This is a genomic window from Synechococcus sp. H55.9 (assembly GCF_047462355.1).
Classification (GTDB): domain Bacteria; phylum Cyanobacteriota; class Cyanobacteriia; order Thermostichales; family Thermostichaceae; genus Thermostichus.
On record NZ_JANSJB010000034.1, the window covers coordinates 1 to 14,174 of the forward strand.

At 60.7% G+C, this 14,174-nt stretch carries 15 protein-coding genes; 7 read left to right on the top strand and 8 right to left on the bottom strand.

Going from position 1 to position 14,174, the window contains the following annotated elements; all coding sequences use genetic code 11:
- Positions 1-93: 93 nt before the first annotated feature.
- From NW857_RS06165 to NW857_RS06180, 4 genes are all read right to left on the bottom strand, one after another.
- Positions 94-378: a hypothetical protein gene (locus NW857_RS06165; protein ID WP_414335266.1), complete on the bottom strand. Its 285-nt coding sequence runs from the start codon at positions 376-378 to the stop codon at positions 94-96.
- Positions 375-959, bottom strand: coding sequence for a thylakoid membrane photosystem I accumulation factor (locus tag NW857_RS06170; protein ID WP_414337114.1), 585 nt, complete (start codon positions 957-959; stop codon positions 375-377). Before NW857_RS06170 ends, NW857_RS06165 begins: the two co-directional genes overlap by 4 nt.
- A gap of 72 nt (positions 960-1,031) precedes the next feature.
- Complete coding sequence (locus tag NW857_RS06175) at positions 1,032-2,252, bottom strand: ribulose bisphosphate carboxylase small subunit (protein WP_414335262.1); 1,221 nt, start codon at positions 2,250-2,252, stop codon at positions 1,032-1,034.
- A gap of 62 nt (positions 2,253-2,314) precedes the next feature.
- Complete coding sequence (locus tag NW857_RS06180; RefSeq protein ID WP_414335260.1) at positions 2,315-3,493, bottom strand: TRC40/GET3/ArsA family transport-energizing ATPase; 1,179 nt, start codon at positions 3,491-3,493, stop codon at positions 2,315-2,317.
- A gap of 182 nt (positions 3,494-3,675) precedes the next feature.
- Here NW857_RS06180 and psbQ point away from each other — a divergent pair, with 182 nt between their 5' ends.
- Positions 3,676-4,074, top strand: coding sequence for a photosystem II protein PsbQ (gene psbQ / locus NW857_RS06185; protein ID WP_414335259.1), 399 nt, complete (start codon positions 3,676-3,678; stop codon positions 4,072-4,074).
- Between the two features lie 238 nt (positions 4,075-4,312).
- Here the strand turns inward: psbQ and NW857_RS06190 are convergent, their stop codons facing one another.
- Positions 4,313-4,534: a hypothetical protein gene (locus NW857_RS06190; protein ID WP_414334777.1), complete on the bottom strand. Its 222-nt coding sequence runs from the start codon at positions 4,532-4,534 to the stop codon at positions 4,313-4,315.
- The gene (locus NW857_RS06195) at positions 4,534-6,345 is read right to left on the bottom strand and encodes a S8 family serine peptidase (RefSeq protein WP_414348464.1); all 1,812 of its coding nucleotides are present in this window, start codon (positions 6,343-6,345) and stop codon (positions 4,534-4,536) included. The genes NW857_RS06190 and NW857_RS06195 overlap by 1 nt, the downstream gene beginning before the upstream one ends.
- A gap of 262 nt (positions 6,346-6,607) precedes the next feature.
- Between NW857_RS06195 and NW857_RS06200 the strand changes: the two genes are divergently transcribed.
- Complete coding sequence (locus NW857_RS06200) at positions 6,608-7,300, top strand: MotA/TolQ/ExbB proton channel family protein (protein ID WP_414334779.1); 693 nt, start codon at positions 6,608-6,610, stop codon at positions 7,298-7,300.
- 3 nt (positions 7,301-7,303) lie between these two features.
- A complete protein-coding gene (locus NW857_RS06205) occupies positions 7,304-7,729 on the top strand; it encodes an ExbD/TolR family protein (RefSeq protein ID WP_414334775.1) in 426 nt (141 codons plus the stop codon).
- A 20-nt stretch (positions 7,730-7,749) separates the two neighbouring features.
- On the opposite strand, the gene argF is transcribed toward NW857_RS06205, so the two are convergent.
- Both argF and ctpC read right to left on the bottom strand, forming a co-directional pair.
- Positions 7,750-8,667, bottom strand: a complete 918-nt coding sequence (argF, locus tag NW857_RS06210; RefSeq protein WP_414334778.1) for an ornithine carbamoyltransferase — start codon at positions 8,665-8,667, stop codon at positions 7,750-7,752.
- A 117-nt stretch (positions 8,668-8,784) separates the two neighbouring features.
- Positions 8,785-10,080, bottom strand: coding sequence for a carboxyl-terminal processing protease CtpC (ctpC, locus tag NW857_RS06215; protein ID WP_414334774.1), 1,296 nt, complete (start codon positions 10,078-10,080; stop codon positions 8,785-8,787).
- Between the two features lie 313 nt (positions 10,081-10,393).
- On the opposite strand from ctpC, the gene NW857_RS06220 reads away from it, so the two are divergent.
- From NW857_RS06220 to NW857_RS06235, 4 genes are all read left to right on the top strand, one after another.
- On the top strand, positions 10,394-11,761 hold the full coding sequence (locus tag NW857_RS06220; RefSeq protein ID WP_414334773.1) for a glutamate-5-semialdehyde dehydrogenase: 1,368 nt from the start codon (positions 10,394-10,396) through the stop codon (positions 11,759-11,761).
- Positions 11,762-12,014: 253 nt separating this feature from the next.
- Positions 12,015-12,548: an RNA recognition motif domain-containing protein gene (locus NW857_RS06225; protein ID WP_414337113.1), complete on the top strand. Its 534-nt coding sequence runs from the start codon at positions 12,015-12,017 to the stop codon at positions 12,546-12,548.
- Between the two features lie 143 nt (positions 12,549-12,691).
- The gene (locus tag NW857_RS06230) at positions 12,692-13,423 is read left to right on the top strand and encodes a DsbA family protein (protein ID WP_414334771.1); all 732 of its coding nucleotides are present in this window, start codon (positions 12,692-12,694) and stop codon (positions 13,421-13,423) included.
- Positions 13,424-13,446: 23 nt separating this feature from the next.
- A complete protein-coding gene (locus NW857_RS06235; RefSeq protein WP_414334770.1) occupies positions 13,447-14,160 on the top strand; it encodes an HNH endonuclease in 714 nt (237 codons plus the stop codon).
- Positions 14,161-14,174 lie beyond the last annotated feature (14 nt).

Below are 14,174 nucleotides of genomic sequence, written 5' to 3' on the forward strand. Positions count from 1 at the left end.
TTGCGGACGTACTCGAGCTGAAGGGCCTAGGGCGTCGCAGGCGCATGGGAAAGGGCTCCGGGATCCAAGACTTTTGATCGTTCTTAACGGGTGCTAGCTCAGCACCCAGCGCTGGAGAGCAATGCCAAGAAGCAGGCCCAGGCCGCCAAAGCGCAGCACCTGCCAAAAGGTGGCGGGGACAGGGTTAAACACTTCCAACAGGTAGGCTTGCAGGCGTTGCTCCAATTGGCTGACTTCCGCCTGAATTTCAGCCCAGTGTTCGGGGGAAAGCTGGGACAGGCGCTCCAGCTCGCGTAGGTCGACCAGCCGCGCTTGCAAGATCTCGAGCTTGGTTTGCAGAGCCTCAAGCGAATCCGGGGAATCGGGAGGAGCGGTCACGGCTGTGCCTCGGCTGGGGGGGCGGGGGAACGGGGTCGGGAAAATCCGGTTTGGATCTCGTTGAAGGGCTTGGCTTTGATCACCCCTGGGGGGACGGGATCCAGGTGGAAGAGGGCGCGAATGGCGTTTTCCACTTCCGTGATGGGGCGGTTGCCGATGGATTGATAAGCAATGTTGCCCTGGGAGTCAAAAAGAAGGGTTTGGGGCACTTGGCCGCTGTAGTATTGGCCACGCTCATCCCCGGGCAAGAGGGAATCGACAGAATAAGGGATGAAATAGACTCCCAGCCCATAGCGAACTTGCAGGTTGGCCAGGGTGGCAGCGTATTTTTTGCAATCGCTGCTGTCGTCGATGTAGTAGACGAGGAGGGCCGGGATCCCTTGTTCTTTGGCCTGCTTCAGGGAGACACGAGGGGGGATCATGCCGCCGTTGGAGCCGTAGAGGGCAAAGATGTTGCCGTCGTAGCGGTCGTCGTTGAGGAGGGCATTGGCAGGCGGAGACAACCAGCCCATGAACACGACGCACAAAGCCACCAGGAGAAGGCGCAGCCACAGCATGATTTGGAGAGGATTGTCGAGCAAAGAGGGGGCTCCCTCATTGTGCCATTTTGCTCTGGCGCCGCACTCCCCCTTCCAGTTTGCGGTGGGATCCCCTCATGGACGTTGGATAATGGTCTCGATCCGCCGTTGTTTTTTCACTGGATCTACGCCCACCAGCCGGATGTAGTCCTTGGGAAAACGGCTGAGGCACTGCTCGACAGCCTGACAGGCAGCGGCCCATTCTTTCAGGTGGGCAACTCCACACTCCTGCCAGGAATGAACCCGGTAGCGGCGCGGATCCGCGTGCTCCACCTGGATTTCGTATCCTTGCGCCAGGATCTGGCGAATATGGGCCTGCACTTTTGGGTTGAGCGGAACGGGGGGAGGATCGACCGAGTGAGCAGCCCCAGGAGGGGATGGCGGGGAAGCGGGAGGCGGCTCCTGGGAGGCGGAGCGCTTGAGGCCAAGGTATTCTTCGGAGAGGCGACGGGCTTCTACTTGTTGTTGCTCGGCTTTGAGCTGGTGGCCGGCCTGGATCAACTGCTCCAGAGAAAATCGCGGCGGCGGAAAGTGGGGGGCGCCTTCTTTGCTTTTGAGCAGGCGAAAGGCTATGCCCTCTAGGCCCACTTGTTGGATCAATTGCCATACCTGCTCGTCGTAAAGTTGGGCGCGCAGGGCGCCGAAAAAGTCGATGGCCTGTTCAGGAAAAGTGTCCACCAGGCGCTCGACTTCCTCCAGCGACAGCCCGTCAGCCTGAAAAATGCCGTGAACGATGTGAATGCGGTCGGTGCGGCTGGGCTCCCAATAGAACTTGCGCATGCGCCCATCGCGGATGAGGGGGGCATAGAGGGTGGAAAAGTCATTGCCGGTGGCGATGATGGGCACGCGTGGCAGAGGCTTGGGATCGTAGCTGCCGGGAAGCTGCACGTTGGTGGGGTTGTCGGCGATGTTCATCAAGGTGGCGCTGACCAGTTGGGTGTTGACGGTGTACTGGGTCATGGTGTTCAGACGGCCAGCACCGGCATCCAGGTCGTTGATCATCAGCACGGCCATCTGGCCAAATTTGCGGATGTGCTCGGCAGCTTCACGGTAGCGCAGACGGATCATGCGAGCCGGATCCCCGGCGTCGGGACTTTCCAGCTCACCGCCGGAGATGTGAACGGCATAGACCTTCATGCGCTCGAAAATCAGGTTGCACTGAAAGGTCTTGCCCTCACCCTTACGCCCGTGGATGCCCAAGATGAGCGGAACCGGCACGTCCGGCAAAGGGAGATGATTCTTCGTCAGGTGCAGGGCGACGACCTTGAGGAAGGTGGGGGCAATGTAGTAGCTCATCCGCTCCGGGTTAGCTGGCTGTTTGCTATTTGAGGATACCTCTTCGGCAGAGGGCTACAGGCTCAAGCGGCAAAATGGATGCGCAGGTAGTCTTCTTCCATCTTGGCGCGGGCCGGGGTCATGGCTGCCAAGGTCTGGGGCAACACCAGGTTGCGGCGGTGGTTGCCGATGCGGATGTTCAGCTCATCCCCAGTTTTGCTCAGTTCCACCTGCTCTTTCGGGATCCCGGGCAAGTACAGATCCAGGCGGTACTGGCCGTTGTCGGTGACCACATGCATCGTTTGCTCGGTGTAGAACACTTCCGCCGGGTTGCGCTCTCCCCAAAGGTCTTTTTTCAGGCGGGCCAGGGCGTCCCACCCCACCAACTCCTCGGAGTACAGCGGGATCTCCACCACCGGTAGAGGAGCAAAGTTCTCGTGGATCTCCCGGCGATATTTTTGTTGGGCGGCCTTCCAGGCAGCAAAGTAGGGATCCACCACTCCATCCGGCAGAATGCGGTTGGCAATCACCAAATCGGTGGCGACGCCGTAAAGGCTGAGGTAGGCGTGGGCCCGCAGCGATTCTTTGATCACCATCTTTTCGGGGTTGGTGACCAGCCGCACCGAGGTGATGCGGTTGTTGGTGAGGATGCCCTCCAGCCGCTCGATCTTCTGGTAGAACTCGTAGGGGGCATCCAGTACCTGGTCATTGGGCAGGGGGATCCCGGTCAGTCCCTTCACAATTGGCTCGGCAATAGGACGCAGCATCTGCGCCAAGCCCTGCAGGGGCTTGTAGAACTTGCGCATGTACCAGCCGGAAACATCCGGCAAACTCAAAAGGCGCAGAGCCGTGCCCGTAGGGGCTGAGTCGATGATGAGCACATCGAACTTGCCCTCGTCGTAATGGCGATTGACCCGCACCAGGGCAAAGATCTCGTCCATCCCCGGCAAAATGGCCAGCTCCTGCGCCTGCACCCCATCCAGCCCACGCGCCTGCAACACCTGGGTAATGTAGGTTTTGACGGATCCCCAATTCAGCTCCAGCTCGTTGAGGGCATCCAGCTCCGCGCCCCAAAGGTTGGGTTTGACCTCCACCGGCTCATGGCCCAAGGGCTGATCGAAGCTATCGGCCAACGAGTGGGCCGGATCGGTGCTCAGCACCAAAGTTTTCAGGCCGATCTCGGCACAACGCCAGCCGGTCGCCGCTGCCATCGAGGTTTTGCCGACCCCACCCTTGCCGGTCATGAGGATGATGCGTTGCATGAGAGCGCCATTTACATTCTTTTACAGGATAGCTCTAGCCTAGCCGATTTGCTCTGCTCTTTGAGAGGTAGCCGAGGAGCTGGGGTGCAGCCAGCAGGTAAACTATTGATTTGATTGCCGATCGTGTCGGCGGGACGGAGTCCTTGAAATCAAGCCTGTTGCAGGCATGTGGGAGGTACGTGATGATCTGTCGCTGGCGGAGTGTGTTGCTGGTTGCCATCCTGACATTGGGGCTGTGGCTGGGATCGCTTCCTGTACAGGCGGCTGCCGGCTTGCCCCGAGAGCTGCAACAACTGGAGCAACAGGTGGAGCGGCTGCAAAGCCTGGTGGAGGCGGAGGACTGGTTGGAGATCCGCTCCTACATCCACGGACCGATGGGCCTGACCCGCAAGACCTTGACCGGCCTGGCGGCCACCTTGCCGGATCGGCAAAAGCGGGAAGTGCTGCGCCTGGCCAAGGAGATGGGCCGTAGCCTGGAACAACTGGACTTTGCCGCCAAAGCCTATGACCAACCGGAGGTGGAAGCAGCCCAGGCCAAGGTGAAAAAGACGTTGCAAGAGTTGGAGGCCGTGTTTTCCTAGGCTGTGTTGAGCTAACCGTCATTTCAAACGGCAATGAAACGGTTCGTTACGTCCATCCCCAGCTCCCCTCTCCCTGAGGGAGAGGGGCTGGGGGTGAGGGATGTCTCTCAGGGAGAGGGGCTGGGGGTGAGGGATCCAGAAGACGCTGGCGCAGCGAAACATCCCAAAAAGTTAGAAAAAATGGGGATCCCTGAGCGGGGATCCCCGATTTGGTTGATCGATCTGTATCTGGGCCAAGCTAGGGCTGCCGTCGGAAGCTCTTCACCTCCAAGACCGGCCCCACCTGAGCCACCGTCACCATGTCTTCTTTGAGCTGTCCCTGGATGGTGACTTCCAACCCCTCTTGTAAGAGCTCTTTGGGGGCGCGGAAGAGGGCATAGTGCTGGCCGGAAGGCAGGGTCAGCACCCACACCCCTCCTTCGATATCCAGGAACTGGATGGTACCGCTGTATTCTTCCATCACCGCCTCAGCGCTAGACCGGTGCTGTTGGACTGGGACTCCAGGATGGCTTGTGCTCCCAAATAGGCCAGGCCCAGGCAGAGCAGGCCATTGAAGAGCAAAAAGGAGCGACCCAGCCAAGCAGAGGATCCAAGCCATACTACCCCCTCATAGAACAGAGATCCGGACAAGAGCAGATGGGAGGCCATGCCGATAGAGAGGCCGATCACCGCCCAGCGCCAGCGCCGATGGCCCAGGAGCAGCACCAGCAACAGGCCCGGGATCAAGACGCTGGCAAACAAGGGGTTCAAAGCGTTGGTTTGGGCCAAGGCGGTGCCCAGCTCCGGCAGGGAGCTCCCCGCCAATTGGAAGGGCCAGCGAGGGGCACCCACAATGGCCAAGCCCTGCAGTGGGAAGAGGCCGGCGCTGCCCAAGAGGATCCCGGCCAGCAAAGGCACTGTTGCCCGCATCGGCTTGGGAGCCAGCCACCAGCGGATCAGCACCAGGATGATGTAGCCGCCTATCACCATCAGCAGCTTGGGCACCAGGGCAATCGGGCCGCCATCAAACCAGAAGCGCGGGTTGAGGTAGCCGTTGTTGTTCAGGTATTGCAGGAAGTCCTTCAGCCACAGCACCAGGGGGTTCTCCTCTTGCTGACCGGTGGCTCGGGCCAGCGCCTTGGCAGCATCCAGACGACCGGCCCCGTAGAAGTTCTGTTTGTCGCCGGGCACCGGGGTGGCCGACATCTTCAGCACCTCTTCCACCTTGTCCGGGTCTTTGATGCCCTGGGCTTGGATCAGCGCCGCCACGCCGGCCACGTGGGGAGTGGCCATGCTGGTGCCTTGGAAGTAGGCAAAGACCGGCTCGTTGGGGTTGCGGCGGTTGATGGTCTGCTGCAGAATGCCGTACTCAGGGTGATCGGGGGTTTTGGCGCCGCCCGGGGCAGAGATGTCCACCCCCACCCCATAGTTGGAGTAAGGGGCTTTGCTGCCATCGGGGCCGGTGGCCGAGACAGCGATCACATGCGGGTAGCGGGCCGGGTAGCTCACCTGGTCGGAGTTTTCGTTGCCGGCGGCTGCGATCACCGTCACCCCTTTGCTGTGGGCATAGGCTACGGCCTCTTCCATCAGTCGGGCCGAAGCGCGGCTACCCAGGCTGAGGTTGATGATCGTGGCCCCGTGGTCGGCAGCATAGCGGATCCCTTCCACCACATCCGACAGGGAGCCGAAGCCGTTGGCATCCAACACCCGCACCGGCATAATCTTGGCCTTGAAGGCGATGCCGGCTACACCCAAGAAATTGTTGGTGGATTGGGCGATGGTTCCCGCCACATGGGTGCCGTGGCCGTTGAGGTCTTCCGGGTCCTCATCATCGTCCACGAAGTCATAGCCCTGCACAAATTGAGTTTGGGCCAGGTCGGGAACTCGCGTCACCCCAGTATCCACCACGGCTACCGTCACCCCTTCCCCCTGAGAGATGTCCCAGGCTTCCGGCATGCGGATGGCCCTGAGATTCCACTGCTGGGGATAGAGGCGGTCGTTGGGCACAAAGGCCGCCTGGAATTGATAGTTGGGGTGAGCGTACTCGATCAAAGCTTCGTTGGTGAGCCGCTTGACCAGCCGCCGCGTGGATCCCAGATGGTCGGCATCCACGTCAAATAGGTAGATCGCTTCTTGGCGGGCAAAAGCGCTGTCGCTGCTGGGGCGGAGCGTCAAATTATACTCTTTGGCGATAGCGGCAATCTGGCTGGGGGTGGCCGTATTAACAAAGTTGACCACGATGCTGTCGTAGGGGGTGGATCCCTTGCCGCAAGCCGTCAACAGCAGTGCCATCAGTCCGGCGCAGCAAAGGCCCAACCAGCGTCTGAATTTCATAATTCACGCCCTCGGGATCCAAACCAAAATGGTTGCAACCAGTATGCCTTCTGGATCGACGATTGACGAGATGCGATCCGGGATTGGGGCAAAATTGCCAAAAGGTGCAACCTTCGCCGCGCAAGAAGGGATCCCAGCCCTGCCGAGAAAGTGCTATGACAAGATGAGCGAAGAAGAAGGGGGAAGTCAGGGTCGTATGGATAGAGTTTTGCAGCTCCTGATCCAGGGTTGGTACTATTCCATCCCCCTGCTGACGTTCTCGGTCTTCTCGGTGGCCTGTTGCATCGAGCGGGCCTTGTTCTGGTGGAAGGTCACCCACCGGCAGGAGGAGGTGGTGCGGCAAGCCCTCAGCCAGTACCGCCGCAACCCACGCGCTGCCCAGTATCTGCTGGAACAAAATGCCGACCTGCCCATTGCTCGCATCTTTTTGGCCGGCCTGGAGCTGAACGAAGCCAGCCCCGAAGATTTTAAGTTGGCCCTGGAAACAGCCCTGGCGGCAGAGGTGCCCCTGCTGAAGCGCTTCAACACGGTCTTCGACACTGTCATTACCGTTGCCCCCTTCCTGGGACTGCTGGGCACGGTTACCGGCATCATCCAGATCCTCAGCTCCATCCAACTGGGAGATATCGGCGGCACCGACACACAGGGGGTGGGTCAAGGGATTGCCGAAGCCCTCTACTCGACCGCCTTTGGGCTGATCGTGGCCATTCCCACCTTGCTGATCTCCAATGTCTTCCGCTCTCTCTACCTGCGGCAACTTTCCAAGATCCAGGAGTACGGCGGCGAGCTGGAGTTGCTGCATCGGCAGCGGCAAGAGATGCAAGCCCAGCAACTTTCCCAGTACCCCTACACGCAGTCCAGACCCGGTGGCAGCTCCACCCTTCCGCCCTACTCTTCGCTTGAGCCCTCTTAAGCCATGCGCATCCCCGAAGAAAACTTCCGCTCCGGCGAGATTAATATTGTGCCCTTGATCGATGTCATCTTTTCGATCTTGGTGTTTTTTGTCATCGCCAGCTTGGTGCTCACCCGCTCGGAAGCGCTGGATGTCAACCTGCCGGACGCAACCACGGCCCAAGTTCGTCTACAGCCGGATGTAACGGTGAGCATCACGGCAGAAGGCCAGATCGCCGTCAACCAGGAAAAGATCGCCGATATCTCCGCTCTGATCCCGACGGTGGAACGCATCCTGGCCGAGAAGCCGGCTGAAGGGCGCCGCCTGGTGGTGATCAACGCCGATTTGGCCCTCTCCCACGGCAAGGTGGTAGAGGTGATGGATACCCTGCAGCGGCTGCCCAACGTCAGCCTGGCCATTGCCGCCCGCCGCCCCGCCAATAACCGTTGACACCTTCCCTCTCTCTGGGGTCACCCTGCCCCCAGCAGTTGGATCAGCAGCGCCTTTTGCACGTGGAGGCGATTTTCTGCTTGATCCCACACACGGGACTGGGATCCCTCTAAGACCTCGGCAGTAATCTCCTCTTCCCGGTGGGCAGGCAAGCAGTGCAGCACGATAGCCTCGGGATCCGCCTGTTTTATCAGCGCGGCGTTGACCTGGTAGGGCAGGAAGTGGGCTTTGCGGGCCTCGGCCTGATCCTCTTGGCCCATGCTGGCCCACACGTCGGTATAGACCACCTGAGCTCCTGCGACTGCTGCGTAGGGATCCCGTAAGACCAGCACCTGCGATCCCTGGGCCAGGGCTTGTGCTTCTGCCACCACCGCCCCATCCGGCTCGTAACCGGGGGGTGTGGCGACGCGGATGTGGATCCCGCTCATGGCACAGCCCAGCAGCAGGGAATGGGCAACGTTATTGCCGTCGCCGCAATAGGCCAAGGTCAGGCCCGCCAGTTGGCCGAAGTTCTCCTGGATGGTGAGCAGATCGGCCAACACCTGACAGGGGTGAAACTGATCCGTGAGGGCGTTGATCACCGGGATCTCGGCATACTCGGCAAAGATCTCCAGCTCTCGCTGGTCGTAGGTGCGAATGGCAATGACATCCAGGTAGCGGGAGAGGACGCGGGCCGTATCCGGCAGGGGTTCGCCGCGGCTCACCTGCAGCGCCGTCGGTACCAGATCCAGGGTGCTGCCCCCACACTGGGCCATGGCAGCAGTAAAACTGACGCGGGTGCGGGTGGAAGCCTTTTGAAACAACAGCCCCAGCACCCGACCCCGCAGATCCGCCCGATAGGGATCCCGCTTCAGTTCCGCCGCTTGAGCCAGCAGGGCCGATAGCTCTGCCGATGTCAGGTCGCTGAGCCGGAGCAGATCCCGCCCGGCTAAGTTCACAGATCCCACGGTCTTCGACTCGGCCATAGTGCCGCGCGCCACCTCCACGAACAACCCAGCATTGCCAACCCCGCGTTGGTCTTTGAGCCTCAGCTCGACCACGGCCTCAGGATCCGGCTACCGCGAAGAGGAACGAATGGCCTCTTGGGCCTGTTGCCGACGGGCCGAGATCTGAGCCTGGAGGGCCTGGATGGCGGCAGCATACTGGGGGTCGGCCGAGGTGGCCACCAACTCCCGGTTCTGGCCCAGCCGCTTCAGATCTTCTTCAGACAACTCCACCAGAATATCGGGGGTGATGCCCTTGTGATCGATGTCGGTGCCGTTGGGGGTGCGATAACGGGCGATGGTCACCGCCAGGCCCGACCCATCCGACAGGGGATGCACCGACTGCACCAGGCCCTTGCCGAAGGTTTGCGTGCCGATGATCACGGCGCGACGGTTATCTTGCAAAGCCCCCGACAGGATCTCGCTGGCGCTGGCGGATCCCCCATCCACCAAAACGGCCAAAGGCTTGTCGGTGAGGGCGGTGTTGTTGGCCGTGAGGCGATCCTGCTCCCCTTGCCGGTTCACCGTCGAGACAATGCTGCCTCGGTCGATCCACATGCGGGCGATCTCGGCGCTGGAGTAGAGCAGCCCCCCTGGGTTGGCCCGCAGATCGAGAACGTAGGCGGCCACCCCTCGTTTCTCCAGCTCGCGAATGGCTTGGCGCATCTTCTCGGCAGCGTTGCCGGAAAACTGGGTGATGCGGATGTAGCCGATGGGCAGGCCGCTTTCCTCGTGAACCTCGTAGCGCACGGTGGCCAGCTCGATTCTCTCCCGCACCAGGTCGAACACCTTCAGCCCTTCTCCCTCGCGGCGGATGGTCAGCCGCACCCGCGTACCCGGCTCGCCCCGAATGAGGTTGACCGCGGCGTTGGTGTCCATGCCTTCGGTGGACTTGTCGTCGATGCGCACGATCACGTCTTTGGATTTGATCCCGGCCCGGTCGGCGGGGGACCCTTCGATGGGGGAGATCACCACCAGCTCGTTCGTCTCTTGATCCATGCCCAGCGTGATCCCCACCCCGGTCAGCTCGCCGGATGTATCAATTTGCATGCTGGCGAACTGATCGGGATCCAAAAAGCGGGTGTAGGGATCGTTCAGTTTCTTCAGGGCTTCGCGAATGGCCGCATAGGCATCTTCTCGGGTGGCATATTCTCGGCTGAGCAGATCCCGCCGCACCGCCTCCCAATCGACGGAGTTAAAGGAAGGATCGACGTACTCGCGATTGACGATCTGCCAAACTTCGTCCACCACTTCTTTGGGATCCCGGCGAAACCCTGCCCAACCCGGACTGGATAGCTGCACGCCAACCAGCGACACGGCTGTGACTACCGCAGCCGTTGCACTCACCACAAACCCACGCTTTCTCATTGGCTCTCCTAGAAGACAAGGTGCTAAAAGTCGAGGTTGACGAGGTGGATCGCTAACCGTCCGGGAACGGAAGTGCAAGCAAAAGCTTTCTCTCGTCCGCCCTCATCCCAGAAGCATCGGAGATGAAGGAGGAGTACCCCGCCGCAGCCGGTGGGATCCAAAGTTTGGTAGGCTGCAAATGGCACAGCCCGAATGTGCCTAACCTAGCATAGGGATCCCCACAAGGGCGCTCCTGGGATCCCATTCATCACACATCCCAACCCAATTGCCGCTCTTTGTTCTGGATGGGCGCTTGTGCCGCCTTCTTGACCCTATGTCCCTCTCCACCGACTGCCCTAACTCGCTTGCAGCCGCTTTCGATCGGCCTTTGCTGTCCCAAGTGCAGTTGGCCCGCGCTGCCGCCCAGCGCACAGCCACCTTGCCCACTGCTATTAAAAATGCTGCTCTGGAGGCCATGGCCACCGCCCTGCTGGAACACCAAGAGGCCATCTTGACGGCCAACCAGGCGGATTTGGAGCAGGCAGCAGAGAGGGTCGAGGCCGGGGAGTTGTCGGCAGCCGCCTATGCCCGCCTGAAGCTGGATCCCCACAAGTTGGCGGACATGGTGGCCGGAGTGCGGCAGGTGATCCGGCTAGGGGATCCGGTGGGCCGAGCTTTGCTGATCCGAGAGCTGGACGAGGGGCTGGTACTGGAGCGGCGCACCTATCCTTTGGGAGTGCTGGGGGTGATCTTCGAGTCGCGGCCCGATGCTCTGGTGCAAATTGCCGCCCTGGCGGTGAAAACGGGCAATAGCGTCTTGCTCAAAGGGGGATCCGAAGCCCTGCTCTCTTGTCAGGCGTTGATGGCGGCCATCCAAGCGGGGCTGCAGCAGATCCCGGACTTTCCCCAGGGATCTTTGCAGCTGCTCACCAGCCGTGAGGAGATCAAAGCCCTGCTGCAACTGGAGGGGCTGGTGGATCTAATTATCCCCCGCGGCTCCAGCAGCTTTGTCCGCTACATCATGGAAAATACCCGCATCCCGGTGCTGGGCCACGCCGATGGCCTGTGTCACCTGTACGTGGATCGGGCTGCCGATGTGGAGATGGCGGTGAGGCTGACGCTGGACAGCAAAACCCAGTACCCCGCCGCCTGCAACGCCATCGAGACCCTGCTGGTGCACGCGGACATTGCCCCCCAGTTTTTGCCCCCGGCGGTCCAGGCGCTGCGCGAGCAAGGGGTGGAGTTGCGCGGGGATCCCCGCTGCCGCGAGCTGGTGCCGGATCTGATCCCGGCCACTGAGGCCGACTGGAGCACCGAGTACGCCGATTTGATCCTCTCGATCAAGATGGTCGGCTCCCTTGACGAGGCCATTGCCCACATCCAGCAGTACGGATCCCGCCATACCGAGGCCATCGTAACCGAAGATGCCGCCGCCGCCCGTCGATTTCTGGATGAAGTGGATGCGGCAGGAGTCTTTCACAATGCTTCCACCCGCTTTGCCGACGGCTTCCGCTACGGCTTTGGGGCAGAAGTGGGGATCAGCACCCAAAAACTGCCGCCGCGCGGCCCGGTGGGTTTGGAGGGCTTGGTGACCTACCGCTACCAACTGCGAGGGCAAGGACATCTTGTAGCCGACTATACAGGCCCGCAGGCCCGGCCTTTTCAACATCGAGATCGTCTGAACAACACCGGTTTGGCCTAGGGGACACGGCCTGCCCCGGAAAGGTTATGAGGCAAGCGTTCATAAAAACCGTTCTCCTCGTCTTGGCGGCTCCAGGTTGGGGTAGATTAAAGAATAGCTCTGTGATTTGCAAAGGTTGTGCTTCGTGTCGCGCTGTGGTGTGACAATTAACGATTGGGTTCTGGACTCCAACTGTGCCGACTTGAGCGCCTTTGACCCAGCACCTTGCTTTTTGGTCGCCTTTTGTTATTTCGATTAGGAGCTTCACTGAATCATGTCTGTGCGTCTGTATGTCGGAAATCTGCCGGAAGAGGTGGATCGTCAGGCGTTGGAGAAGCTCTTTCGCTCTGCCGGCGAGGTGATTTCCACCAAGGTGATTCGGGATCGCAAGACCGGCAAGTGTCGCGGCTTCGGATTTGTAACGGTGAACACCGAGGAGCAGGCGCAGCAGTACATCGAAAAGTTCAATGGCCACAGCTTTGGGGATGTTAACTTGCGCATTGAGATCGCCCAGCCGCGCGACCGAGGGGAAGAGGCCCCATCCAAAGCGGCAGCTCCTGAGCCCTCAGCCAAAGAGTCTGGCAAGGAGTCTAAAGATTCCAGAGCATCCAGAGATTCTGAGGCCAAAGGCTCTAAAGATCCATCAGCAGGAAACTCTGCTCCCAGCAAAAAGCAACGCCAGCGCGGCAACAAAGGCGGGCGCGCCACTGTCGCTGCCGCCAGCGAGGTAGCCTCTGAGCCGGATCCCCGCTGGGCCAGCCAGTTGCAGCGGATCAAGGAGCAGCTTCTGCAGGCCACCAATTCCTGATCCCCCCGAAGGAGTGATAGACACCGTTGGGATCCGACGGTAGGCTGTGTGGAGTTCTGGGCATGTCTGAGAGGGGGGTTAGGATGAATAGGCTGGTGAGGGTTTTTCGCGCTTGGGCTCAGGCCGGACTTTTGCTTGGGCTAATGGTTCTGCTGGAAGTGGGAAGTGGAGCTGCGGTTTTCCTGCCGGCGGCGGCGGCCCCGGCAGATTTGGAAGAGCAGGTGCTCCAGATCATTCGCAAGAACCCCCAGGTGATCCTAGAGGCTGTCCAGGAATACCAGCAGCGACAGTACCAAGAGCAACAGCAACAGCAGCAGCAGTTGGCGGAAGAATTTGGCCGTCAGTTGCGGGAGAACCCGCGTGCCGTCATCGGAGACTCTCCCCAACTGGGATCCGAGGCTTTGCGGTTGGTGTTGGTGGAGTTTTCCGATTTTCAATGTCCCTTCTGCGCCCGCGCCCACGATACCCTCAAACAGTTCATGGCCGAGCACGGGAACGAGGTGACCTTGGTGTACAAGCACCTGCCCTTGACCAGCATCCACCCGGAGGCGATGGCGGCGGCTCGCGCGGCTTGGGCTGCCCAGCGCCAGGGTAAGTTCTGGGAATTTCACGACGAGCTGTTCGCCAACCAATCCCAGCTTGGAGATGCGTTTTATGTGGCCACTGCCGAGAAGTTGGGCCTGAACGTGGAGAAGTTCAACCGGGATCGGCGCAGCCGGGCGGCAGAGCGAGCCATTCAGCGGGATATGGATCTGGCCTCTCAACTGGGCATTGGCGGCACGCCCTATTTCATCTTGAACGGCATTGCCTTCTCGGGGGCGCAGCCGCTGGAGGTGTTTGAGCAGACGCTGCAACAGGCCAAACAAGCTCTTTAGCCCGTTCAGGGTCTTAGGTCCTGATGTCGAGTCCCTATCGTTGCCCGGAGTGTGGGGATGAGTTCCTGTTTCGACCGGATCCCTGCCCCACCTGTGCCAGCCGACAACGCCAGAAGCAGCGGGCCGCTCGCGCCAAGGAAAAGCGGGGCAGCTACGACCTGACGGGCCAAGTTGCTGCTGCCGAGTTCTGGCAACTGTTGCGCTGGTACCCCTGTTGCCCCTGCTGTGGCAGGCCATGGTCACAGGTGGGATCCGCTCCTGTCCAGGATCACATCATCCCCCTCAGCCGCGGAGGGCCCAACACGGCTGCCAACTTGCAGCCCCTCTGCCCGGCCTGCAACGGCTGGAAGGCAGACTTTCTCATCTATTTCGACAGGGCTGTGCCGGGTCAGGTGCGACCCTTGCCCCAGCACCTTTGGCCCAGCTTTCGGCGTTGGCTCCGCCTCACCGGGGCCAATCGGGGGGTGGAGGATGTCCACAGCATCTTGTCCAGCCCCTGCGAAAGGCAACTGGACTGGTTGGATCCCAGCTTAGATCTTGGCGGCGGGGATCGCCCCCACGTGGTGCAACAGTTGGCCTATCCCCTGGCCAGCCCGGCCCAATTGCAGGCGGAAACCCTGCGCCTCACCCTAGTGGCGATCTCACTTGCAGAAGGATCCCTGGCGATTCCAACAAGCGGTGCAAAGGGCAGCGAGGCCCAATGGGGCTATTCTCAACAGCAGCGAGACGGTTCCTGACCTCCCCTCTCCCT

What these genes read in the sequence shown, in the direction of transcription:
- NW857_RS06175 (WP_414335262.1), bottom strand. Translation starts at nt 2,252, where the DNA reads ATGAGCTACTACATTGCCCCCACCTTCCTCAAGGTCGTCGCCCTGCAC.
- NW857_RS06235 (WP_414334770.1), top strand. Translation starts at nt 13,447, where the DNA reads ATGTCGAGTCCCTATCGTTGCCCGGAGTGTGGGGATGAGTTCCTGTTT.
- NW857_RS06190 (WP_414334777.1), bottom strand. Translation starts at nt 4,534, where the DNA reads ATGGAAGAATACAGCGGTACCATCCAGTTCCTGGATATCGAAGGAGGG.
- NW857_RS06195 (WP_414348464.1), bottom strand. Translation starts at nt 6,345, where the DNA reads ATGGCACTGCTGTTGACGGCTTGCGGCAAGGGATCCACCCCCTACGAC.
- psbQ (WP_414335259.1), top strand. Translation starts at nt 3,676, where the DNA reads ATGATCTGTCGCTGGCGGAGTGTGTTGCTGGTTGCCATCCTGACATTG.
- NW857_RS06205 (WP_414334775.1), top strand. Translation starts at nt 7,304, where the DNA reads ATGCGCATCCCCGAAGAAAACTTCCGCTCCGGCGAGATTAATATTGTG.
- NW857_RS06225 (WP_414337113.1), top strand. Translation starts at nt 12,015, where the DNA reads ATGTCTGTGCGTCTGTATGTCGGAAATCTGCCGGAAGAGGTGGATCGT.
- ctpC (WP_414334774.1), bottom strand. Translation starts at nt 10,080, where the DNA reads ATGAGAAAGCGTGGGTTTGTGGTGAGTGCAACGGCTGCGGTAGTCACA.
- NW857_RS06230 (WP_414334771.1), top strand. Translation starts at nt 12,692, where the DNA reads ATGGTTCTGCTGGAAGTGGGAAGTGGAGCTGCGGTTTTCCTGCCGGCG.
- NW857_RS06220 (WP_414334773.1), top strand. Translation starts at nt 10,394, where the DNA reads ATGTCCCTCTCCACCGACTGCCCTAACTCGCTTGCAGCCGCTTTCGAT.
- NW857_RS06180 (WP_414335260.1), bottom strand. Translation starts at nt 3,493, where the DNA reads ATGCAACGCATCATCCTCATGACCGGCAAGGGTGGGGTCGGCAAAACC.